Annotated in this window: 21 protein-coding genes and 1 riboswitch; of the genes, 12 read left to right on the top strand and 9 right to left on the bottom strand. The window is 56.5% G+C overall.

Annotated features, from left to right (window positions below; translation table 11 throughout):
* Window positions 1–14: 14 nt before the first annotated feature.
* The 3 genes from secB to IE156_RS10980 all read left to right on the top strand — a co-directional run bounded on the left by secB (window position 15) and on the right by IE156_RS10980 (window position 2,638).
* Complete coding sequence (gene secB / locus IE156_RS10970; RefSeq protein ID WP_189392574.1) at window positions 15–506, top strand: protein-export chaperone SecB; 492 nt, start codon at window positions 15–17, stop codon at window positions 504–506.
* Window positions 507–508: 2 nt separating this feature from the next.
* Window positions 509–1,558: an NAD(P)H-dependent glycerol-3-phosphate dehydrogenase gene (locus IE156_RS10975; protein ID WP_189392921.1), complete on the top strand. Its 1,050-nt coding sequence runs from the start codon at window positions 509–511 to the stop codon at window positions 1,556–1,558.
* 81 nt (window positions 1,559–1,639) lie between these two features.
* Window positions 1,640–2,638, top strand: coding sequence for a Bug family tripartite tricarboxylate transporter substrate binding protein (locus IE156_RS10980; protein ID WP_189392575.1), 999 nt, complete (start codon window positions 1,640–1,642; stop codon window positions 2,636–2,638).
* Window positions 2,639–2,784: 146 nt separating this feature from the next.
* On the opposite strand, the gene IE156_RS10985 is transcribed toward IE156_RS10980, so the two are convergent.
* Window positions 2,785–3,255, bottom strand: coding sequence for a tRNA (cytidine(34)-2'-O)-methyltransferase (locus tag IE156_RS10985; RefSeq protein ID WP_189392576.1), 471 nt, complete (start codon window positions 3,253–3,255; stop codon window positions 2,785–2,787).
* Between the two features lie 66 nt (window positions 3,256–3,321).
* The gene (locus IE156_RS10990) at window positions 3,322–4,071 is read right to left on the bottom strand and encodes a ComF family protein (protein WP_189392577.1); all 750 of its coding nucleotides are present in this window, start codon (window positions 4,069–4,071) and stop codon (window positions 3,322–3,324) included.
* 81 nt (window positions 4,072–4,152) lie between these two features.
* Between IE156_RS10990 and IE156_RS10995 the strand changes: the two genes are divergently transcribed.
* Entirely contained in the window at window positions 4,153–5,067 is a 915-nt protein-coding gene (locus IE156_RS10995; RefSeq protein ID WP_189392578.1) for a methyltransferase domain-containing protein, read from the top strand.
* 10 nt (window positions 5,068–5,077) lie between these two features.
* Here the strand turns inward: IE156_RS10995 and IE156_RS11000 are convergent, their stop codons facing one another.
* The gene (locus IE156_RS11000) at window positions 5,078–7,099 is read right to left on the bottom strand and encodes a TonB-dependent receptor domain-containing protein (RefSeq protein WP_189392922.1); all 2,022 of its coding nucleotides are present in this window, start codon (window positions 7,097–7,099) and stop codon (window positions 5,078–5,080) included.
* Between the two features lie 57 nt (window positions 7,100–7,156).
* On the opposite strand from IE156_RS11000, the gene IE156_RS11005 reads away from it, so the two are divergent.
* The 3 genes from IE156_RS11005 (at window position 7,157) to IE156_RS11015 (ending at window position 9,975) form a co-directional block, all read left to right on the top strand.
* The gene (locus IE156_RS11005; RefSeq protein ID WP_229841234.1) at window positions 7,157–7,864 is read left to right on the top strand and encodes a response regulator transcription factor; all 708 of its coding nucleotides are present in this window, start codon (window positions 7,157–7,159) and stop codon (window positions 7,862–7,864) included.
* Window positions 7,861–9,210, top strand: a complete 1,350-nt coding sequence (locus IE156_RS11010; RefSeq protein ID WP_189392579.1) for a HAMP domain-containing sensor histidine kinase — start codon at window positions 7,861–7,863, stop codon at window positions 9,208–9,210. Before IE156_RS11005 ends, IE156_RS11010 begins: the two co-directional genes overlap by 4 nt.
* Before the next feature lie 32 nt (window positions 9,211–9,242).
* Window positions 9,243–9,385: riboswitch (FMN riboswitch) on the top strand.
* A gap of 98 nt (window positions 9,386–9,483) precedes the next feature.
* Window positions 9,484–9,975: a 6,7-dimethyl-8-ribityllumazine synthase gene (locus IE156_RS11015; RefSeq protein ID WP_189392580.1), complete on the top strand. Its 492-nt coding sequence runs from the start codon at window positions 9,484–9,486 to the stop codon at window positions 9,973–9,975.
* Window positions 9,976–10,087: 112 nt separating this feature from the next.
* On the opposite strand, the gene IE156_RS11020 is transcribed toward IE156_RS11015, so the two are convergent.
* From IE156_RS11020 to rsmB, 4 genes are read right to left on the bottom strand one after another with little or no spacing between them, the layout of a single operon-like run.
* Window positions 10,088–10,783, bottom strand: coding sequence for a response regulator (locus IE156_RS11020; RefSeq protein ID WP_189392581.1), 696 nt, complete (start codon window positions 10,781–10,783; stop codon window positions 10,088–10,090).
* A gap of 21 nt (window positions 10,784–10,804) precedes the next feature.
* Window positions 10,805–13,141 carry a sensor histidine kinase gene (locus tag IE156_RS11025; protein WP_189392924.1) on the bottom strand — a complete coding sequence of 779 codons (2,337 nt, stop codon included), beginning with the start codon at window positions 13,139–13,141 and terminating at the stop codon, window positions 10,805–10,807.
* On the bottom strand, window positions 13,141–13,725 hold the full coding sequence (locus tag IE156_RS11030) for a DUF4390 domain-containing protein (protein ID WP_189392582.1): 585 nt from the start codon (window positions 13,723–13,725) through the stop codon (window positions 13,141–13,143). The genes IE156_RS11025 and IE156_RS11030 overlap by 1 nt, the downstream gene beginning before the upstream one ends.
* Before the next feature lie 48 nt (window positions 13,726–13,773).
* Window positions 13,774–15,078 carry a 16S rRNA (cytosine(967)-C(5))-methyltransferase RsmB gene (rsmB, locus tag IE156_RS11035; protein WP_189392925.1) on the bottom strand — a complete coding sequence of 435 codons (1,305 nt, stop codon included), beginning with the start codon at window positions 15,076–15,078 and terminating at the stop codon, window positions 13,774–13,776.
* A gap of 204 nt (window positions 15,079–15,282) precedes the next feature.
* On the opposite strand from rsmB, the gene rimO reads away from it, so the two are divergent.
* The 5 genes from rimO (at window position 15,283) to IE156_RS11060 (ending at window position 20,416) form a co-directional block, all read left to right on the top strand.
* Window positions 15,283–16,602: a 30S ribosomal protein S12 methylthiotransferase RimO gene (gene rimO / locus IE156_RS11040; protein WP_189392583.1), complete on the top strand. Its 1,320-nt coding sequence runs from the start codon at window positions 15,283–15,285 to the stop codon at window positions 16,600–16,602.
* A gap of 164 nt (window positions 16,603–16,766) precedes the next feature.
* Window positions 16,767–17,291: a gamma carbonic anhydrase family protein gene (locus IE156_RS11045; RefSeq protein ID WP_189392584.1), complete on the top strand. Its 525-nt coding sequence runs from the start codon at window positions 16,767–16,769 to the stop codon at window positions 17,289–17,291.
* 36 nt (window positions 17,292–17,327) lie between these two features.
* Window positions 17,328–18,335, top strand: coding sequence for a UDP-glucose 4-epimerase GalE (galE, locus tag IE156_RS11050; protein ID WP_189392585.1), 1,008 nt, complete (start codon window positions 17,328–17,330; stop codon window positions 18,333–18,335).
* Window positions 18,336–18,457: 122 nt separating this feature from the next.
* Window positions 18,458–19,219: a maleate cis-trans isomerase family protein gene (locus tag IE156_RS11055; RefSeq protein ID WP_189392586.1), complete on the top strand. Its 762-nt coding sequence runs from the start codon at window positions 18,458–18,460 to the stop codon at window positions 19,217–19,219.
* 309 nt (window positions 19,220–19,528) lie between these two features.
* Window positions 19,529–20,416, top strand: a complete 888-nt coding sequence (locus IE156_RS11060) for a LysR family transcriptional regulator (protein ID WP_189392587.1) — start codon at window positions 19,529–19,531, stop codon at window positions 20,414–20,416.
* Between the two features lie 120 nt (window positions 20,417–20,536).
* Here IE156_RS11060 and hpaI read toward each other — a convergent pair whose 3' ends face one another.
* Both hpaI and IE156_RS11070 read right to left on the bottom strand, forming a co-directional pair.
* Window positions 20,537–21,343: a 4-hydroxy-2-oxoheptanedioate aldolase gene (hpaI, locus tag IE156_RS11065; protein WP_189392588.1), complete on the bottom strand. Its 807-nt coding sequence runs from the start codon at window positions 21,341–21,343 to the stop codon at window positions 20,537–20,539.
* A gap of 97 nt (window positions 21,344–21,440) precedes the next feature.
* On the bottom strand, window positions 21,441–21,635 hold the full coding sequence (locus IE156_RS11070; protein ID WP_189392589.1) for a hypothetical protein: 195 nt from the start codon (window positions 21,633–21,635) through the stop codon (window positions 21,441–21,443).
* Window positions 21,636–21,706 lie beyond the last annotated feature (71 nt).

A 21,706-nucleotide genomic window follows, 5' to 3' on the forward strand; every position in this document is an offset into this window, starting at 1 on the left:
CCACAGGATCACCCATGGCCGATCAGAACACTCCAGCCGCTGAACAAGAAGCTCAACAACCCAGCTTCAGCCTGCAGCGCACCTACATCAAAGACCTGTCCATCGAAATGCCTAACGCTCCCCAGATTTTTCTGGAGCAAGAAGCCCCATCCGTGGAAGTGTCCATCAATGTAGGCGGCCAACGCCTGGCTGACACGGTTTACGAAAGCACCGTCACCGCCACCGTGACTACTCGCATTGGCGACAAGGTCATGTACTTGGTGGAAGCCACCCAGGCCGGTATTTTTGAAGCTGCCAACATTCCTGACGAGCAGTTGGAGCCTTTGCTGGGCATTGTGTGCCCCACCATGCTGTACCCCTACTTGCGCGCTGCCGTGGCCGATGCCATCAACCGCACCTCCCTGCCTGCCCTGCACCTGACGGAAGTGAACTTCCAGTCCTTGTACGAGCAGCGCATGGCGCAGCAAGGCGCTGCACCCGCTGACGGCCAGCCTTTGCAGGCCTAATGATGTCAAGCGCGCACACCCCAACTCGTGTTGCAGTACTGGGCGCTGGAAGCTGGGGGACGGCACTGGCCGCCCTGGCCAGCACCCAGGCTCCCACGATGGTGTGGGCGCGCAAGGCATTGACGGCACAGGCCATCGGGCAGGATCATCGCAACCCTACCTACCTGCCCGATGTCTTGCTGCCTGAATCGCTACAGGCCAGCGACAACCTCAAGCACGTGATGGATTTCGCTCTGGCTGACGACACTGGCCCCGCCCTGCTGATACTTGGCGTGCCTGCCCGTGGCCTGGCGCAAACCTGCCTGGATCTGGCGCAGCATTTGCCCGCCACGCGTCGTCATCCCGTCCTGCTGGTGTGGACCTGTAAAGGTTTTCATCAGGAAAGCGGTTTATTGCCCCACCAGATTGTGCGTGAAAGTCTGCCCGACCATCCCTGGTTAGGCCGTGCCGTGCTCTCTGGCCCCTCGTTCGCCCTGGAAGTCGCCAAAGGCCTGCCTGTTGCGCTGACACTGGCGTGCGAACCTGCTGAGATGGCCAGCATTGCCCTGGAGGCTTTGCATGGCAAACAAGCCCGCCTCTACACCAGCACTGATATGATCGGCGTGGAAGTAGGCGGCGCAGTCAAGAACATTATGGCCATTGCCTGTGGCATTGCCGATGCGCTGGGTCTGGGCCACAACGCCCGCGCCGCCCTGATCACCCGAGGCCTGGCTGAAATGCAGCGCCTGGGTGTCGCCTTAGGCGGTCAGGCTGAAACCTTCTCCGGCCTGGCTGGCCTGGGCGATCTGGTCCTGACAGCCACGGGCGAACTGTCCCGCAACCGCCAAGTAGGCTTGGCCCTGGGTGCCGGCGAAAGCCTGGACAGCATTCTGGCCACCGGCATTACTGCCGAAGGCGTGCGCTGTGCCCGTTCCGTACTGGAAATGGGCCGTGCACACCAAATTGAATTACCTATTACCGCTGCAGTCTGCCAGATTCTGTTTGAACAGCTGGCACCGCGCGAAGCCGTCCATGCCTTGTTAACCCGCGAGGCTAAACAAGAAGGCCACTAACACCTTCCGTCTGTTGTGCCTGGCCTGTACCCCACACTGCCAAGCCTGCCGTCAATCGTCTTACTACTCAAAATCAAAACAATGTCATTGCTTGCTCGCTCTCGCGCTCTCCTGATCCGCTCCTTGATGGGGCTGGCCTGCACTGGTTTGCTGGCCCACTCGGCCCAAGCCCAATCCAGCTGGCCAGAGCGTCCGATTCAAATGGTGGTGCCCTTTCCTGCGGGCTCTTCGCCCGATGCCCTGGCCCGTGCGATTTCCGAGCCCCTGTCCCAAGCCCTGGGCCAAACCGTTATCGTTGATAACCGTCCTGGCGCAGGTGGCAATATTGGCACTCGCTTTGTTGCGCATGCAAAACCCGACGGCTACACCCTGCTGCTGACTATCAATGGGCCTATGGTGACGGCCCCGACCCTGTATAAGACGTCACTGGGCTACGAGCCGTTAAAGGACTTGCAGGCTATCTCCATGATTGGCACCAGCCCCAACGTACTGGTCGTCCCAGCCAGCTCGCCCGCCAACACCGTGCAAGAGTTCATTGCCCTGGCGAAATCTCGCCCCGGCGAATTGAATTACGGGTCGGTAGGCCCAGGTAGTTCGGCCCATCTGGCGATGGCCCTGCTGGAACATGCTGTCGATATCAAACTGGAACAGATTCCTTACTCGGGCTTTCCGCAAATCCTGACCGCCATTATTGGTGGCGACATTGATGCGGCCTTTATGGTGCCGGGCATTGCCATGCCCCAGGTTGAAGCAGGCAAGGTCAAAGCTTTGGCCGTGACCTCTTTGCAGCCCAGCGAATTGCTCCCCGGTCTGCCTACAATGACGCAAGCCGGACTGGAAAACTTCGAGGCTATTTCCTGGGATGCATTCTTTGTGCCCAACAACACCTCGGACGATGTGGTCAAACGCCTGAACGATGAAATCACCACCATCTTGCAGCGCGACGATATCAAGGCCAAGCTCAACGCTTTCTACTTCTCGTCCGAACCCTCTACGCCACAAGCGCTGACCAACAAGATCATTGCCGACAAAGCCCGTTGGGATGAAGTGATTGAACGCTTGAATCTGTCGCTGGAATAAACAGCACAAGTTCAGACAGGCCAGAAAAAGCCCCCTGTGCCGTTCAGCACAGAGGGCTTTTTTGATTCTGATCGATACGTCATCTACCTAAACGCTGGGTAACAACCCACGGTCTGGTTTACGTAGAAGCTCATCGCCCTTAGCGACTAGACGCCACCCTCGTATCCAGCTTGTCGCCAGGCATCAAACACACAAATCGACACCGCGTTGGACAAGTTCAAACTACGTTGGCCAGCCATCATAGGCAAACGAATCCGTTGCCCAGTGGGAAACAGCGCCAGTTGCTCGGCGGACAGACCTGCCGTTTCACGGCCAAACACAAACACGTCACCAGGCTGAAAGCTCTGTTCAGCCAGCAAATGGCTACCGCGCGTAGTCAGGGCAAAAGCGCGCTCGGGCGCGGCACCAGTCGCCTGCAAAGCTTCCTCCAGACTGTCGTGTACCTTTACCTGCGCCCACTCGTGATAGTCCAACCCGGCACGGCGCAGCTTGCTATCTTCCAGTTCAAAGCCCAGAGGCCGCACCAGATGCAATACACAGCCCGTATTGGCCGCCAGTCGGATGACGTTACCCGTATTGGGAGGGATCTCAGGCGAAACCAGGACGATATGAAACATGAAAAACCTACTAAGTGCAGAAGAAGATGCGAAAGAAGCCGCGCATAAGCGGCGAAGTATACAGGGCTAAAAAACCTTCAATTTCCAAGGAGCCCGCGCAGCGACCAAGGCATAGACAGAATGCGCTCCCGCTCTCTGACAGCCCCGCGCCAGCGCGTCCAGCGTAGCGCCGGTGGTCAAAACATCATCGACCAACAGCACATCGCGCCCACCCAGCGGCTCCAGCACGGAAAAGGCCCCACGCATTGCCTGCCTGCGTGCCTGACGACCCAAGGACTTCTGTGCCTGCTCCTGACGCGGACGCGAGGCCACCACATGCAAGCGGGCCGACAAGCCTAAGGAACGGGCCACCCGCTTTGCCAGCACAGCGGCCGGATTAAAACCTCGACGATGCAATGCGCTACCTTGAGAAGGTACAGGTATCACCCACGCATTCTGATCCAGCGGCGGCCCATGACGGCGCCATTGCTGAACCATCAGCTCGGCCAACACCGCCGCCATTTCGAGCCGACGGGAAATTTTAAACGCATGGATCAACATATCACCAGGATGTTCATAATCAAATCCTGTGACTGTCGCTTGCACGCTTAGCTGGCCCGCACCACAGTCCGGGCAAGCCAGTAAGGCCAGCGGTGGTAAAGCCAACGCACAGCGCGAACAGCGCAAGCCCTTAGCCGGAGTGTCCAACGCGTACCGGCACAAGGCGCACAGCGCGCCCGTTAGTGAACGCAGACCACACAAGACACAGGGGCGCGCCAGGAGAGGAATCCCTACAAGACGCTTGGGCGACTCGCGCCGGAACAGGGGATGCGCCATAATAGATCATTACCTCACAGAGTCAGGCTGGTTCGATCACAGCACACGCTACGGATCTACGCCAGCAACGTCCGCGCAACTATGTCCCAGTTACCTTCTTTGCCCATCAACTCCGCCCACGTCGAGCAGCAGTTCAATCGCCGCGCTCCCTTGGATCACGCTCAGTTTCTTTATGGTGAAGTGGCCCAGCGGATGTTGTCCCGGCTAGCCCTGGTTCGTTTGCAGCCTACCCATATTCTGGATGCTGGCTGCGGTGCCAGCCACGCCTTGGAGCCGCTACGATCTCGCTATCCGGATATGCACTACACCGGTCTGGATCGCAGTGAAAAACTGCTGGAAGTCGCCCGGGAGCGCTACCAGGCCAAACCCAGCCTGTGGCAAAAACTGCGCAATCAGCCCACACCGGCTGCCAGCTGGATTCATGCTGATATGGCAGAGACTGGCTTGCCGGCTGAAAGCCAGGAATTGGTCTGGTCGAATATGGCCCTGCACTGGCACCCGGAACCCCATCGGGTTCTGGCTGAATGGAACCGCGTACTCAAGCCGGAAACGCTAGTCATGTTCTCCTGCCTGGGCCCAGGCTCTTTGGCCGAACTACGCAGCGCCATGGAACAGGCGGACCTAGGTACGCAAACCTTGCAGTTTGTGGATATGCACGACTTTGGTGACCTGCTGCTGGAAAACGGTTTCTCTGATCCTGTCATGGACCAAGAGGTCGTCACCCTGACCTATCGCAGCGCTGAAAAGCTGCTGGACGATCTGCGTCTTTTAGGCGGCAACCCGCACCCCCAGCGCAAAGCCAGCCTGAGCACCCTGCCCTGGCGTCAACGCTTGTTGAATGCCTTGGAAAAGCAGCGCCATATGGATGGCACCTTGCATCTAAGCCTGGAGATTGCCTACGGACACGCTTGGCGCGCCCGTAGCCGTCGCAGTACCCTGGGCGAGGTCAGCGTGCCTATCTCTACCATCAGCCGCCGCCCCAAACCCCAGGAATAAAAACACCTGCTTAGAAACGGTACTCCGCCTGCAACCAGAAGCGTCGACCATCTTCTGCGTAGGAGTAAGCACCGTTTGTGCCTGAATCCCGACGCCTATCTGTCAGGTTATAGACGGCTGCGCTCAAGCTCAGGTCTTTTCTGGCACGCCAGCTGGCACCCAGGTCAACGGTGGCAATCGTGCCCATGCTTTCGCTGATTGCACCTCCCTGCCCCCAGGAAATATTGGTTTCACGACCACGCACACTCAAGGTCGAGAAAGCTGAAACCGCTTCATTCGGCGTCCAGTCCACCGTCACACTACCCATATTGCGCGGCGTGGCAACCAAAGGCTGGCCTTCAGACTGCGGATAGCCAAAACCCAGAATCGTGGCGCTGCCATTACGGACTTTGGAGTCTGTAAAGGTATAGCTGCCACGCAACTTCCACTGTTCGTTGAAGCGGTAAACCAAGCCCAACTCCAAGCCCTGCACACGCGCTTCCGTAATATTGAAATAGGTGCTGTACATGCTGTTGGTGTACGGGTCCGGTGGCACAGGCCGGCCGTCAGGGTAGTACAGCTGACGCGAACCCGTATTGGCAATCTTGTTTTTGTAGCGGGTGTGGAACAAGGTCGCACTCCCGCTCAATGGGCCGCCATCATCAAAGTACAAACCTAACTCGACGTTGGTACTGACCTCAGGTTCCAGATCCGGATTACCCCAGGTGTAGGCACCGCCACGTTGGGGCAGACCGATCTGCGGGTTGCTCTGCATGATGGTGGGCGACTTAAAGCCCTTGGCAATTCCGCCCTTCAAGGTCCAATCGTCCGTAGCACTCCAGACACCGTACAGGCGCGGAGTCCAGTGCCGACCGTAGAACTCGTTATCGTCCATGCGCACACCCGCCGTCAAGGCGAAGGACGGCACCAGACTCCACTCATCTTCCAGAAACAAAGAGTACTCGCGCACAGACGTATTGACGCCCGCACCATTCGGATTAGCGTAATAGCCATCGGCCTTCAGCTCGCTCTTGCGCCACTGGAAACCACCGACCAGCATGTGATCAGCCAAGGGGAGAGTCACCTTTCCATCAATAACGGTATTGCGAATGTCGGGGCGGGCTGTTTGAGTCGGGCCGTCACGATAGGCCTGCTCGCGATTAACACTTAGCTCCGTATCAAATTTCTCCCAACGCCCGGTATGCGCCAGTGTGTAGGTATCGCGCACGTACCCGTTTTCATTGGCCTTGGCTGTCTCTGCCAGCGATTTACCCGGATTGGTCCAAAAGTGCTGGGTCGTGCGGCCCGCCTCAAACATGAATTCGTGATTGTCGTTGGGCGTAGCCCACAAACGTACAGTGCCATTTTGTCGCTTGGCTCGTGCAAAGCCATTCAATACATGATCTTCCTGGCGCTGCTTGTGATAACCCCAGAACTGCAGACCCAGGCGACCGGGCACGATAGGACCAGACAAATACAAATCAGCAGAACCGCTGTTGCCCGCCGAGCCACTGTCCTGCAAGGTATAGCCACCCGTCACAGAACCGTGCCACTTGTCGGCCACCTTACGCGTCACAATATTGATCACCCCGCCCAAGGCTTCCGAACCGTACAGGGTAGACATAGGGCCACGCACCACCTCGATACGCTCAATAGCTTCCAGTGGAGGAATCCAGTTCATATCCAGCGCTTCCGACACCCCGCCCTTCATGGTGACTTGGCGCATATCCTGACGACGGCCATCAATCAAGACCAGCACATGCTCGGACTCCATGCCCCGGATCGAGATAGCCCCTTTATCGCCCCCCACAACGCTCACGCCAGGTACTAGCCGCAAGGCATCCGCCAAAGACTCGAAACGCTTCCCTTCCAGTTCTTCCCGCTTGATCACTGTGATGGACGCTGGTGCATTCACCACTTCCTGGGCAAACCCCGACGCTGTCACCGAAATAGCACCCAACTGCTCAACGTCATTGCGCTCCTGAGCCCAGGCAGACATGCACGCCAGGGACAAGGCAGCCAAGGGCCAGCACAGGCCCGTTTTCATTTTCATCACGGCTTCTTCCATTATTTATAATAAGAACCAAACTCATTTCTATTTGCTATTATCATGAGCCCGGTTTCTGACCGTAGTCTGATGAAAAACATTCTGATAATTGAAGACCACCGGCCTTTACTGAGCCTGCTGGCAAGCCATTTACAAGGACAGGGCTACTCCATCCGCACCGCTACCACAGGCCGGATTGGGCTAGCCTTGCTCCAAGAGCACAGCTTTGATGCCTTGATTCTGGATTTGGGTCTGCCCGACATGGACGGTATGGAAATCCTGGCGCAACTGCATCATCCAGATCGAAGCCAGCGCCTGCCCTGCCTGATCCTGAGTGCCCGCGACGCGGTACACAACCGCATCCAAGGGCTGCGTGGTGGCGCCGACGACTATCTACTCAAACCTTTTGATCTGGTGGAGCTGGAAGCACGCCTGAGCGCCATCTTGCGCCGGGCCGCGCCTCATCGCTATCAGCAACTACTGATCGGCAATTTGCGTTTCGAGCCTGAGGTCAGGCAAGCCTGGGTCAATGACCGTGCATTAATGCTGCCCCGGCGGGAAAGCGTGCTGCTGCAAGAGCTAATGCAAGCCAGCCCGCGTCTACTGATCAAGGATTACTTGCTGGAACAGTTATATAAAAGCCAGACTGATATCAGCTTGAATGCCATCGAAGCCCTGATCTCCAAACTACGCCGGAAATTGCGTGAGCATGATGCGCTCGTGTGCATCGACACCGTGCGAGGTGTTGGCTACCGTTTGCGCGCGCTGTGAACAAACGCGCCTTTAGCCTGCGCAGGCGCTTGCTGATCAGCTTGTTGCTGATGCTGGCCTTGGGTTTTGCCGCTCTGGCAGTGTCTTTATTCGACACACGCGACGAGCTACGGCGCATCAGCCTGTTCCTGCAAGCCGAGGAAATTGCCCGCGATTTTCAGCCGGAGGACTCTCTGGATACGCTGCCGCCCTACTATGCTGGTGGCGAGATGTCCTACTCACTCTATAGTGCTCAGGGGAAATTGCTCCAGGCCTCAGCAAACCTGGCAAGTCCGCGACGCCTGCGTCCCTCTCAGCCGGAAGATGAGCTTGCCCTGTTCAAGCAAAAGCACCGTAGCGGTTATGTGGTATCGGTGTCTGTGACGCTGCCCAGTGGCGAGATCCTGATGGTCGCAAAACGGGATCAGCGCGAGCGCGAGTTAATCGGTGCTCTACTGCAAACCCGTATGTGGCGCTCGTTGCTCTTGTGGCTGCCTGTCTGCGCATTAGGCCTGTTGCTGATTGCCTGGCTTATACATTGGACATTGCGTCCCGTGCGGCAAGCAGCAGACCGGGCGACGACACTGGGACCTGCACAGCCTGAGCTACGCTTGCCCGTCACCGAACTGCCCAAAGAAATCCGTCCGTTGGCGCAGGCGGTCAATCAAAGTCTGGACCGTCTGATGCAGGCCTATCGGCATGAGCAACAACTGGTCGCTGATGCCGCGCATCAATTGCGTACGCCGCTGGCTGTCATGTCTCTACGACTGCAAACGACTCAGCATCATAGCGATAAAGTCTGGGATCTGTTGCGGGAAGACATTGCCCATTTACAGCGATTAGTCAGCCAATGGCTGAGTCTGGCACGCAAGCAAGAACAAGCTACAGAGCTGGTCGACCAAACTGCTTTGGCCCCGCTATGCCGACGCATTATGGGGGATCTTTGGCCCCTGTTTGAGCAGGCTGGGCGTGAGCTTCAATTTCAGGATGACAGCCTTCAAGACAGCGTGCTGGCCTGTGAAGCCGATCTGGCCGAGGCTATTGTCAACGTGCTGGATAATGCGCTGACGCATGGCGTCGGCACGGTCACTCTACAGCTGCATAATCCATCGGAGAGTAGTTGCGCCATCGACATTAAGGATCAAGGCCCTGCCTTGGATGAACACGCTGGCCATCAGGCCTTCGAGCGCTTTCATAAACAGGACAGCGTCAGTACAGGAGCTGGCCTGGGGCTGACGATTGTGCGCCAGATCCTATTGCGCCATGGTGGACAGGCTCAGTTTTTGCCCGGTCCCTACTGCACCTTAAGGCTGTTGCTGCCACTGGCCACACAGGCCCCGCCAGCCTCTGACAAAAAAACGGTTTAGCGGTACACTTTCCCAGTTGGTCAACCGGCCAACTACGTTCTCAGGGCGGGGTGCAAGTCCCCACCGGCGGTAATGGCACTAGCCTAGCCCGCGAGCGCCTGACCTTAAGTCAGGGACAGCAGACCCGGTGTGATTCCGGGGCCGACGGTATAGTCCGGATAAAGAGAGAACGGGATACCCTCAATGTCCTGTACGGGAGTCATCCTGCTATGGGCTTGATCTATCCTGCTTCCTGCATGCCCTGTTTTTGTTGTCTTAAAACAGGAAACGAACATGAACAGCAATACCCCAGCCAATCTTCTGGCTCCCCGCATCGCCTTTATTCAAGCTTGCTGGCACAAAGACATTGTTGATCAAGCCCGTCAGGGTTTTATTGACGAAGTCATCGCAATGGGCCACGACAGCAGCCTGATTGACTTCTTTGAAGTTGGTGGCGCATTTGAAATCCCGCTTCACGCACAACGCCTGGCCCAGTCCGGACAGTACGCCGCCGTGGTGGCCGCTGGCTTGGTCGTTGATGGTGGCATCTACCGCCACGACTTTGTGGCAAACGCGGTGATCCAGGGCCTGATGCAAGTACAGCTAAGCACAAACGTACCTGTGTTCTCAGTTGTGCTGACTCCGCATCACTTCCATGATGGCAAAGAGCACCACGATTACTTTCATCGACACTTTGTGCTCAAGGGCCAGGAAGCGGCCCGTACGTGCTTGGATACCGTGACTCAGTTGCAGGCACTGCCTGTGGCATCCGTGGCAGCTCTCTAAACGGACAGGCGGCCTGAAATGGCCGCCACAATCCCCACATCCCCAACACTGCATTTACCCGCAGATCGGGGCAGGCCTGGTTTTACCGGCCACTCATTTGGTAACTACTGTATCAAGACTGGTTACGCTTGCGCGAGGAGTCGATACCCAACTGCTTGAGCTTGCGATACAAGTGGGTGCGCTCCAAACCTGTACGTTCCGAGACACGCGTCATGCTGTGATTTTCACGGCGCAGATGATATTCAAAATAAATGCGCTCGAACTCATCACGGGCTTCACGCAAAGGCAGATCTAAAGAAATACTGCCTAACTGGGACTCATCCTGCTCGACTTCAGCCACGGCCATGGCGGGCGCCATGCCAGGAACCATTGCTGCTGCTTCAGGGCGACGATCGCCACCTTGAACAAGCGGACGCGCTGCTGCTGCCAAAGCCTTGGGTGCGACCGTGCGCTCCAAGCCTGAAGCGACCGTTTTGAGCAGGCGTTGCATGGTGATGGGCTTTTCCAGAAAGTCCACCGCGCCAATGCGAGTTGCCTCTACCGCGGTATCTACCGTGGCGTGGCCACTCATCATGACAACAGGCATATCCAGCAAGCCTTGGGATGCCCACTCTTTAAGCAGGCTGACACCGTCAGTGTCTGGCATCCAGATATCCAGCAAGACCAGATCGGGGCGGCCCCGCAAGCGTGCCTCGCGAGCCTGGGCGGCATTTTCTGCCAATTGCACGGTGTGCCCTTCGTCGTAAAGGATTTCCGACAAAAGTTCCCGAATGCCGATTTCGTCATCAACTACCAGAATTCTGGCCATAAAACGTCACCTACGTGATTTTTACGCATTATCGTTTGCTCGCCGCCCAGAGTCCAGACGAATATGCTGGCCAGCAAGCCGGGTAAAGAGGATGGAAATGCGAGCCCCCCCCTCACGACGATTGGAAACATCGATTCTGCCGCCGTGCTCCTCGATGATTTTCTTAACTATAGCAAGACCCAGACCCGTGCCGGTGGGCTTGGTGGTGACATATGGTTCAAAAACACGCACCAACATCTGGGGATCAAACCCGGGCCCGTTATCTGACACCACAAAACTAACTGTGCCAGAAGAGTCGGAACCTTCCACACCTGCAATCATGGTTTTAACAAATACATGGGCCTGGTCAAGTGATTGATCTTGAGCGGCAGCTTCACGAGCATTGGCCAACAGATTATGAATAACCTGGCGCAACTGTGTGGGGTCCCCTTGCACCATCGGTAACTCAGGGTCCAGTTCCACATCAATAGCCACACTATAACCATCGTCCCGAACCATTCCTTCTTCCGGGTCCCAACCATATAAAGTCAGCACTTCGGTGATCAGATCATTCAGATTCAACGCTTGCATCTGAGTGGCAGGCTTACGAGCGTATTCGCGGAAATCCTCCACCATCTTTTTCAGTGAACTGACCTGATTGACGATGGTATTGGTATAGCGCAGTAACATGGCAGCATGAACGTCATCCAGTTGCGACTCCAGCTTCATGGCCAAACGTTCAGCAGACAACTGAATGGGCGTCAGCGGGTTTTTGATCTCGTGAGCCAGACGTCGGGCGACCTCGCTCCAGGCAACCAGACGACTGGCGGAAATCACGTCGGTAATATCGTCAAACACCACCAGATAACCGGTTGGCTGACCATCCACACGCAGCAAGGTACCACGGGCCAAAACGGTGACGATAGTATCACGCGCTTCATTACCTTCTTTCATTTCCAGTTCAAATTGCTGCTGCCAATAAGGATGGTCTGAGCCCATCGCCTGATGCGTGGAAAAAGCCTCACGAATTACAGAGGCAAAAGTCAGCGCTCCTTCCAGTGTTTCCAGCGGGCGGCCTTTTATAGAGCGCAAATCCACCTGCAAGATACGCTGCGCACCCTGGTTGAACATGGTGACGCGAAACATCTCGTCAAACGCCAGTACGCCACTGGACAAATTACTGAGCACAGACTCCAGGTACATATTGGAGCGTTCCAGCTGCAGGCGATTTTTCTCCACCATGCGCCGCGCTTCATCTAGCTGTCGGGTCATGGCGTTGAAAGAGCGGGTCAACTGTCCAACCTCATCCTTGGCGGGTGGCTCTGGCAAGGCCCGGTAATCCCCTACCCCCACAGCTTGCGTGCCCGCAGCCAGAGTCAACAAAGGACGCGTCAAACGGCGCGACAAAGCCAGCGCGGCAGCCACCGCCGTAAATACTGCCAGGATCAAAGCCAGGGTCAGCGTAATACCATAGAGCTTGCGCAACCCCTGACGGGACAAGGCCAGCTCCTGATAATCCCGGAAACCCTGCTGTACCTGGTTGGCATTGCGGGCTATTTTGTCAGGAACCGGCTGCATCACCTGCAGCCAGCGCGAGTCTGCCGTGCCGCTCAAAGTCGCTGTAAAGCGATTGGGATCAGCCAGTGGCAACACAGTCCGCAGTCGCAAGCCTGTGGACTCGGCTGGCACCCCACCTTCATCCAGGCCGTTATCGTGGACAGGGGCGTCATCATCCACCTCAGCCGCCGCATAACGGCCCGCGATACGCAACTGATTCATCACACTGGTCGGCGGCATATCGGGCAGCAAGGTGTCATAGCGTGACGACGAAAAAGCAATCAGACGCCCATTCCCGGAAAACACCATGGCCTCCGTGACACCACTGTTCTCGCGCAAGGAAATCAACAAGCTGCTGTACTGCGAGTTGTCCGCTTTATTAAGCGCCGCCACCATTTCGTTGGCGCGACCTTCCAGCTCACTTAACTGAGAGTCCAGAGCCGCGCGCCCCAAACTCAGACCTGATTCCAGCGCTGAATCCACCCGCACGTTGAACCAGGACTCAATAGAGCGCGACATGAACTGAACCGACAAGACGTAAATCAGTGCGCCGGGAATAATACCGATCAGGGTGAAATAGAACGCAAAGCGCGCCGTCATGCGGGCACCAAACTGACGCCTGCGTATCTGTCTGAACAGGCGAATCGTCAGTAACAGGACCCAGGAAATCAGTGTGGCCGCCAGAACTCCATTAAGCACCAGCAGCAGGTCATACTGCTGCGCGTAGCGCGAGGCGTTGCCGGTTGACCAGACAAGAAGAGAAAACAGCGCCAAGGCGCTGACACCCGCTCCAAACAGAGCGGTGCGCAAGACCCAACGAATCAAGGTTGGGGCTCGGCGACGGAGACGGAAAAGGAAAAGGTTTTCCATGGAGTAGCCAAAGTCCAGGCAGAACTGTTGATGGCGTCCACCTGAAACGGACGGGCCAGCAAAGAGGTATCCAGGCGCAAACGCAAACGACCTTGGTATTCCTGGTCGTGGTCCAGATCAGCCACATAGGCCACGGCCCAGCCGCGGATATGTCGCAACATACCCAATGCATCATTCATGGAGGATTCGGGCAAAGACAGATCCCCGGTGCCTACACGCCACTGACGGGTCAGCGCGTTATAAACAACTCGCCAGGTCTGTTGCTCTTTAACAACGTTTTTATCAAACCAATACCAGCGAGGCTGAGCCAACTCCACTTCAACCGTGAAATACAGCGGCACCCCTTTCTCGGCAGCGGTACGTAATTCGGGACTTAACTCGAACTCGACATCAGCGTCGATATACAGTTTGTCGTCCCGAATACGGGGCTCGACCTTGACGACCCGCTCTCCCGACGAAGCAACCGGCACGATCGTCGTAGCCGAGCTTAGCGCGCAGTTGAAAATCAGCAGAAAAGACAGAAAAACGCGCCACATCGTGATTAACCGCAAAAAGGACAAAGTCAGAGCCCTAATTGTGACAAGTCAAACCGGGCGCGTAAACAAGGCATAGAAAAAACCGTCGCCATCTGCCAGCGATCGTCCCGCAACGCCGGGCAAAATCTGACCGGGAGAGTCCAAGAGCTGCGCATCGGGGTGACGGGCCAAAAATGCCTCGACCTGTTCCTGCCCCTCTGCCGGGAAAATCGAGCAGGTCGAATACAGGAAATGCCCACCGGGTCGCAAAGTGGACCACAAGGCATCCAGTATAGAGCCTTGCAAACGTGCGGTATCGGCAATGTCCGATTCGCGGCGCAACCAGCGAATATCAGGGTGACGACGCACAATTCCCGAAGCGGTGCAGGGCACGTCAGCCAAAATAGCGTCAAAGGGCTGACCATCCCACCACTGCGCAGGACGTGCCGCATCACCGCGTTTAAGCTGCACTTTGTCGCTTTCTAGACCTAGACGACGCAGGTTATGGCCCACACGCTCCAGACGCTCGCCGTCCGAATCCAGTGCCAACAAAGAAACATCGGCCTGTTCCAGCAGATGTGCCGCCTTGCCGCCGGGTGCCGCGCAGGCATCCAGCACCCGCATACCGTCTTGAACCGGCAAGAGCAGCCCGGCTTGCTGAGCCGACCAGTCCTGTACCGACCACCAGCCCAGATCAAAGCCTGGAATCGCCTGCACAGGCATAGCCTTGTCCAGCGTGACGGCACCAATCCCAGGACTGCTGGAGGCAATACCCGCTTCCGTCAGCACGGACTGCAAACGCTCAACCGAGCAACGACGCTGGTTAACACGCAAGGTCAACGGACCAGGACGATTGGACGCCTGCAACAAGACTTCCCAGTCACGCGGGTAAGCGCGACGCAATTCCTTGACCCACCAGCCAGGGTGGTTCCAACGGGCCTCTGGACGGCTTTCCACCTGGGACAGCACCATCTGGCGCTCGCGTGTGAAGCGGCGCAGCACCCCATTGACCAAACCCTTGGACAACCGCAGAGCCGCCTGGCTATCCGCCGCCCGCACAGCCTGATCCACCACTGTGTGTACGGCGTAAACCGGTACATCAGGGCGATCCTCAAAGGCCTTGGCATCCTCTTGAACGCGCATGGCCGTATCCAGCAAGGCCAGCGACACCAGCAACAGGGCATCGAGCCAGCTATTGCTGGGTTGACGTGGCACCAGCGTGACACGAATCTGACGGGCATGGCCCAAACGGCGCAAAACGTGAAAGCTGATGGATTGCACCGCGGCACGGGCAGGCGCTGGCGTAGCAGCCAGACTTTCAGTCAGGGATTTGCCTGCCAGCACGCCTTCAATATTGCGCGCGCTCAGCAGCATGATTTCGGACAGGGGCAAGGAGGGGGAAAGATGTGTGTCGGACACAGGACAACCGCTAGAAAAGAAAAATATGACTGCGACTGTAGCACTATTTGTCGTATTAACCGGGCCCAGACCGACAAGATACGTACGCATCCGGGCATGCAGCGGTAAAATCAAGCCAATTTCCCAATTTCGAGCCCTCAAGCTCCAGAAGGACCCTCTATGAGCGCCCCAAAAGTCGGATTCGTGAGCCTGGGTTGTCCCAAGGCCCTGGTCGATTCCGAACGAATTCTTACTCAGCTGCGTACCGACGGCTATCAAATCACCCCTAACTACGACAATGCGGATGTGGTGGTGGTTAATACCTGTGGTTTTATCGACAGCGCCAAGGCCGAATCGCTGGAAGCGATTGGCGAAGCTCTGGCTGAAAACGGCCGCGTTATTGTCACCGGCTGTATGGGTGTGGATGAAGGGCTGATCCGTGAGGTGCATCCCTCCGTTCTATCAGTTAGCGGCCCCCAGCAGTACGAGCAGGTATTGCGCGCCGTGCGTGAAGCCGCCCCGCCCTCGCTGGATCACAATCCCTATATTGATCTGGTGCCCCCACAAGGCATCAAACTGACCCCGCGCCATTACGCCTACTTGAAGATTTCCGAAGGCTGTAATCACAGCTGCAGCTTCTGTATCATCCCGTCCATGCGCGGCAAGCTCGTCAGCCGCCCTGTAGGCGACGTTCTGGGCGAGGCCGAGCGTCTGGTCAAGGCCGGCGTCAAAGAGCTGCTGGTGATCTCTCAGGACACCAGCGCCTACGGTGTAGATATTCGTCAGCGCACCGGCTTTTGGAATGGCCGCCCCGTCAAGAGCAGCATGCTGGACCTGAGCGCCGCCTTGTCTGAACTAGGCGCTTGGGTACGTTTGCACTACGTCTACCCTTACCCGCACGTAGACAACATCATTCCACTGATGGCTGAAGGCAAAGTGCTGCCTTACCTGGATATTCCCTTCCAGCACGCCAGCCCCTCGGTGTTGCGCGCCATGAAGCGCCCTGCCTTTGAAGACCGCACCCTGTCGCGCGTTAAACAATGGCGTCAGGATTGCCCCGATCTGACCATCCGCTCCACTTTTATCGTCGGTTTCCCCGGCGAGACCGAAGACGACTTCAAATACCTGCTGGACTGGATGAGCGAAGCCCAACTGGATCGTGTGGGTTGCTTCCAGTATTCGCCCGTTGAAGGCGCCCCCGCCAACAAGCTCGATGGCATCGTCCCCGACGAAGTCAAACAAGAACGTTGGGAGCGTTTCATGGAACATCAACAAGCTATTTCCTCTGCCCGCTTGGCTGCCAAGGTAGGCCGGGAAGTGGACGTGCTGATTGATGAAATCGACGAAGACGGCGATGCCGTTGGCCGCTCCAGCGCCGACGCCCCTGAAATTGATGGCAACGTTTTCATCACCAGTGAACAAAAACTGGAACCCGGCCAAATGGTGCGCGTGCGCATTACGGATTCCAGTGAGTACGATTTATTTGGTGAGCAGATTTAACCCCAGGCTAGTCCTGATAACCTGATCCAGACAGTGCAGCCACAATGGCCGCACTGGCAGTTACACGCCACGCTGCCATCACCTTCCCTCTTTTCATACGTCCTTTCTGCCCATCCCTCCTAATGAGGTCATGGGCAAAAAAGCACATTACCCAAGGATCTTTCATGCCTATCTACCAATTAGATCAATTCGCCCCCGAAATCGACGACAGCAGCTTTGTTGCCGCAGAGGCCACCCTGATTGGCAAGGTTGTATTAAAAGAGCAAAGCAGTGTCTGGCCCGGCGCCGTCATCCGTGGTGACAACGAAACCATTACCGTGGGCGTAGGCTCGAACGTGCAAGAAGGTGCAGTGCTGCATACCGATCCCGGCTATCCCCTGGATATTGGCGACCACGTCACCATCGGCCACCAAGCCATGTTGCATGGCTGTACTGTGGGTGAAGGCTCCCTGATCGGCATTCAGGCTGTAGTCCTGAATGGTGCTGTCATCGGCCGAGACAGCCTGGTTGGCGCTGGCGCTTTAGTTACTGAAGGCAAGGTCTTTCCCGAACGCAGCTTAATCATTGGTTCCCCCGCAAAAGCAGTACGCAGCCTAAGTGATGAGGACATCGCCAAACTGCGTCACAATGCACAGGTCTACGCGGAACGCGGCGGCCATTACAAAACCGCTTTGAAGCGCCTGGATTAAATCATCTTTTCAACGTGCTTTTAACTGGAAAGACCCATGCCCCAAACCATTCTTGTAACTGGCGGTACCGGCTTTATCGGCTCTCACACCTGTGTTGAGCTGATTGGCCACGGTTATCAGGTTCTGATCCTGGATAACTTGAGCAATAGCCACAAAAATGTCCTGAATGCCATCAAGCAAATCACCGGCACTCAACCCGATTTCATTGAAGGTGATATCCGGGACCGCGCCTTGCTCGATAGTATTTTCAAACAGCACACTATTGCCGCCGTGATCCATTTTGCGGGTTTGAAAGCGGTCGGCGAATCGGTGGCCCAGCCGCTCAAGTACTACGATAACAACCTCACCGGCACACTGACTTTGATGCAGGCCATGCAACAAGCCAATGTACGCAGCCTGGTTTTTTCGTCCTCAGCCACGGTGTATGGCGACCCCCAGCAGTTGCCTATCCCTGAAACACATCCATTGTCGGCGACCAATACCTATGGTCATACCAAACTGGTGCTGGAACAAGCCATGGGCAACCTTTACCAGAGCGAAGCCGGTTGGCGTATTGGCTTGCTGCGCTACTTCAACCCTGTCGGCGCCCACGAATCGGGATTGATTGGCGAAGCCCCACAAGGCATCCCCAATAACTTGATGCCCTATATTGCCCAAGTCGCCACCGGACAACGAGAACAAGTACAAGTCTTCGGCCACGACTACGACACACCCGATGGCACCGGCGTGCGGGACTACATCCATGTCAGCGATTTGGCCAAAGGCCACGTTGCCGCCTTGGAGCATCTTCAAGCCAAAGACAGCGAACTGCTGACTGTCAACTTAGGGACGGGCCAAGGCTATTCCGTGCTGGATATGATTGCCGCTTTTTCACGCAGTTGTGGCCACGCCATTCCCTATAATCTGGTTCCCCGTCGTCCTGGCGACATTGCCGCTTGCTGGGCAGACACCCAAAAAGCGCGTGAAACCCTGGGTTGGGAAGCTGAAAAAGGCATTCAGGAAATGTGCGACGACGCCTGGCGCTGGCAATCCGGCCGCTCCTGATCATCCCGTTCCTGCCATCGCCGTTGGCGATGGCACGTTGACAGATGATTGATTTGCAAGGAAGAACACGGGTCCTAGAATGAAGGCGTCAATCTAAAAACCACCTTCAGAGACAGATACTTATGAAAACCTACCGCATCGGCCAGATCGTTCCCAGCTCCAACACCACCATGGAAACCGAGATTCCTGCCATGTTGCAGGCTCGTTATGCCGAGTTTCCTGAAGAGCGCTTCACGTTCCACTCCTCGCGCATGCGCATGATGCAGGTGACCCCTGAAGAGTTGAAAGCCATGGACATCGCCAGCGACCGTTGTGCCGTTGAGCTGGCCGACGCTCGCATGAACGTGATGGCCTACGCTTGCCTGGTGGCCATCATGGCCCAAGGCGACGGTTACCACCGCGCCTCGCAAGCCCGTCTGCAAAACACCGTTAAAGAAAACGGCGTGGAAATTCCTGTACTGAGCTCGGCCGGAGCCCTGGTCGATACGCTGAAAGAATTCGGCTACAAGAAAGTGTCCATCATCACTCCTTACATGAAGCCACTGACCAAGCGCGTGGCCGACTACATCGAAGCTGAGGGCATTGAAGTTCAAGACTCCATCAGCCTGGAAGTGTCGGACAACCTGGAAGTTGGCCTGCTGAACCCAGAGAACCTGCTGGAGCACGTCAAGCGCCTGAACCACGACGGCGTGGACGCTGTCATTCTGTCCGCTTGCGTGCAGATGCCTTCCCTGCCAGCCATCCAGCGCGCTCAAGACCAGATCGGCAAGCCCGTTCTGTCCGCCGCTGTTTGCACCGTGTACCAAATGCTCAAGACCCTGGGTCTGGAAACCCGCGTACCTAACGCTGGTCACATCCTGTCGGGCGCCAAGCCACAAGCCTAATCAATCAGGCTTAGCAGTACACAGCCCTGCCAACCTTATGTTGGCAGGGCTTTTTTATGCTTAGGCGTCATCACAGCGTGCGGTAAAAAACGTAGTTGTGCAGGCTCATAAACGGACACCAAACCACGGATGGCCGTTCGTTATCGATACAGACTGATGACACCTTCTGCCACGACATCCAGATGGGTATAGGTGTAGACGCAACGTGAAATAACCAGCGGGGCCGTTTATAGCTTAGGACGATGATTCTCCCCGCTGCCACCGTCACCCCATGTGCAGATAAGCAAAAAAAAGCGATATGATGCCTGCATGAAATTGGACCTTCTGACCCTCAAACTGTTTGTCCGGATCCTGGAAGAAGGCACGATCAGCCAAGCCGCTGAACGTGAGCATATTGCTGCCGCGGCAGTCAGCCGGCGAATTGCTGATCTGGAGCAGTCTCTAAATACGACGCTACTGCTGCGCACCAACAAGGGGGTCAGCCCGACGGCGGCGGGCCTGGAGCTGCTGTACCGATCACGGGCCTTGCTCAACAGCGCCCAAGAAATCGAGACTCGCCTGCAAGCGTACTCACAAGGCCAACAAGGCTTGGTGCACATACTGGCCAATACCTCGGCAATCTCACAGTTTCTGGCAGAGCCCTTGGGGCAATTTGGACGCCTGCATCCTGCTATTCCTCTGCAACTGGAAGAGCAAACCAGCCTGGATATTATTCGTGCTCTGGCTGAGGGCAAGGCCGATCTGGGAGTTTTTACCCGTCTACCCTACGCCGCCGATATTGAGGCCTACCCGTTTCGCAGTGACAAGCTGGTAGTGCTGGTGCCCAACAGGCACCCCTTGGCTCAGCATGAGAAGGTACGTTTCGAACAAACTCTGGAACATGAGCAGATCACCCTACTGACAGGGACGCAACTGCATTACCAGATCACCAAAACCGCCATGGAAGCCAACCGTTCGGTGCGTATCCGTACCGAGGTCTCGGGCTATGACGCGATGTGTTTATTGATTAATGCCGGCATGGGCATTGGCATCTTGCCCCGCAAAAGCGCCAGCATTTATCAGATCCCCAATACGCGCGTCATTGAGCTGGAGGAAGAATGGAGTCAGCGAGAAATTCTGATCGGCGTGCGCCGCCGTAATGACTTGCAACCCAGCGCCGAAACCTTACTCAGCTTCCTGCTCGACAGCGGAGCCTAAGAAAGCAGGCCTTGGCCGATGGGACAGCCAAGACCATGTACTTATAAAAACGCCCTGTCTTTCAAGGCACTGGGCACACCGCTTGGCCTGCGCCACAAGAAGCCAGGTTAACAAGGCACCTCAATAAGCAGCACCCGGCTGTGCAACAGGCACTACAACTTCATCCTTGAATTGACCAAGCAAAGCCGTTGCTGCCTGTCGCAACAAAACCGCATCCACGCCTACGGCCACAAACAAGGCTCCTAGGGAGAGATAGTGATGAGCCGCCTCGACATTCGCCTGCAGAATCCCGGGCGCTTTACCAGCCCTACGAATACGAACAATCGCATCCTCAATGGCTGACAAGACGTCTGGATGGCCCGGCTCGGTTAGATACCCCATACTGGCTGCCAAATCTGCCGGGCCGATAAAAATACCATCCACTCCTTCTACCGCCAGAATCTCGTCCAGATTATCCAGGGCCTCGCGAGTTTCCACCTGACAGAGCACACACATCTCCTGGTTGGCTCGCTCCAGATAGTCCGGCGTCGCCCCCCAGCGAGCTGCTCGCGCCAAGGCTGCACCCACACCACGAATGCCCTCGGGGGGATAACGCACGGCGGCTACAGCAGCCTGAGCCTGCCCGGCATTCTGCACCATAGGAATCAAGAGGTTCTGCGCCCCCATATCCAGCAGCATCTTGATCTGCACAGGATCATTCCAGCTGGGGCGCACAATCGGAGCAATGGGGTGCGCCGCCACAGCCTGCAATTGCGCCAGTAAAGTCTGCACCGTATTGGGGACATGCTCGCCGTCCAGCAGTATCCAGTCGTACCCCAAACCCGCGCACAGATCGGCGACATAGGGACTAGCCAGACCATGCCATAAACCAATTTGAGTTTTACCCTGCTGCAAAGCCTGCTTGAACGCATTGACCGGATGCTGCATGTCTTCTCCCTTTTTATCCTTAGGCATCAAACACTCAGTGTAAGGCGATCCTCTATCGGGCAAACGCCAAAAAGAAACCAGCCCCTCAACCAGGAGGCTAAGCAGCCTTTTGCAGCTTATGAAACATGAGTACCGCACTCAAGGAAAGCCCCGACACCAGCAATGCGGCCACTGGCAATAAGCTGAGCGATTGCTCCGGGAACACATAAGCCAGCAAAGGGAACGCGTAGACAGCGGGCATACGCATCTTAAACAGACGGAGTAAGCCCCACATCAGCAATATATCGATCACAACGACCAGCCTTCCTGGCGTGGCGTGAGTGTGCCTAGCTGCATGATGGAACCCTTACAAAACAACTAACT

The sequence above is a fragment of the Alcaligenes pakistanensis genome (assembly GCF_014652815.1).
GTDB classification, from domain to species: Bacteria; Pseudomonadota; Gammaproteobacteria; order Burkholderiales; family Burkholderiaceae_B; genus Alcaligenes; species Alcaligenes pakistanensis.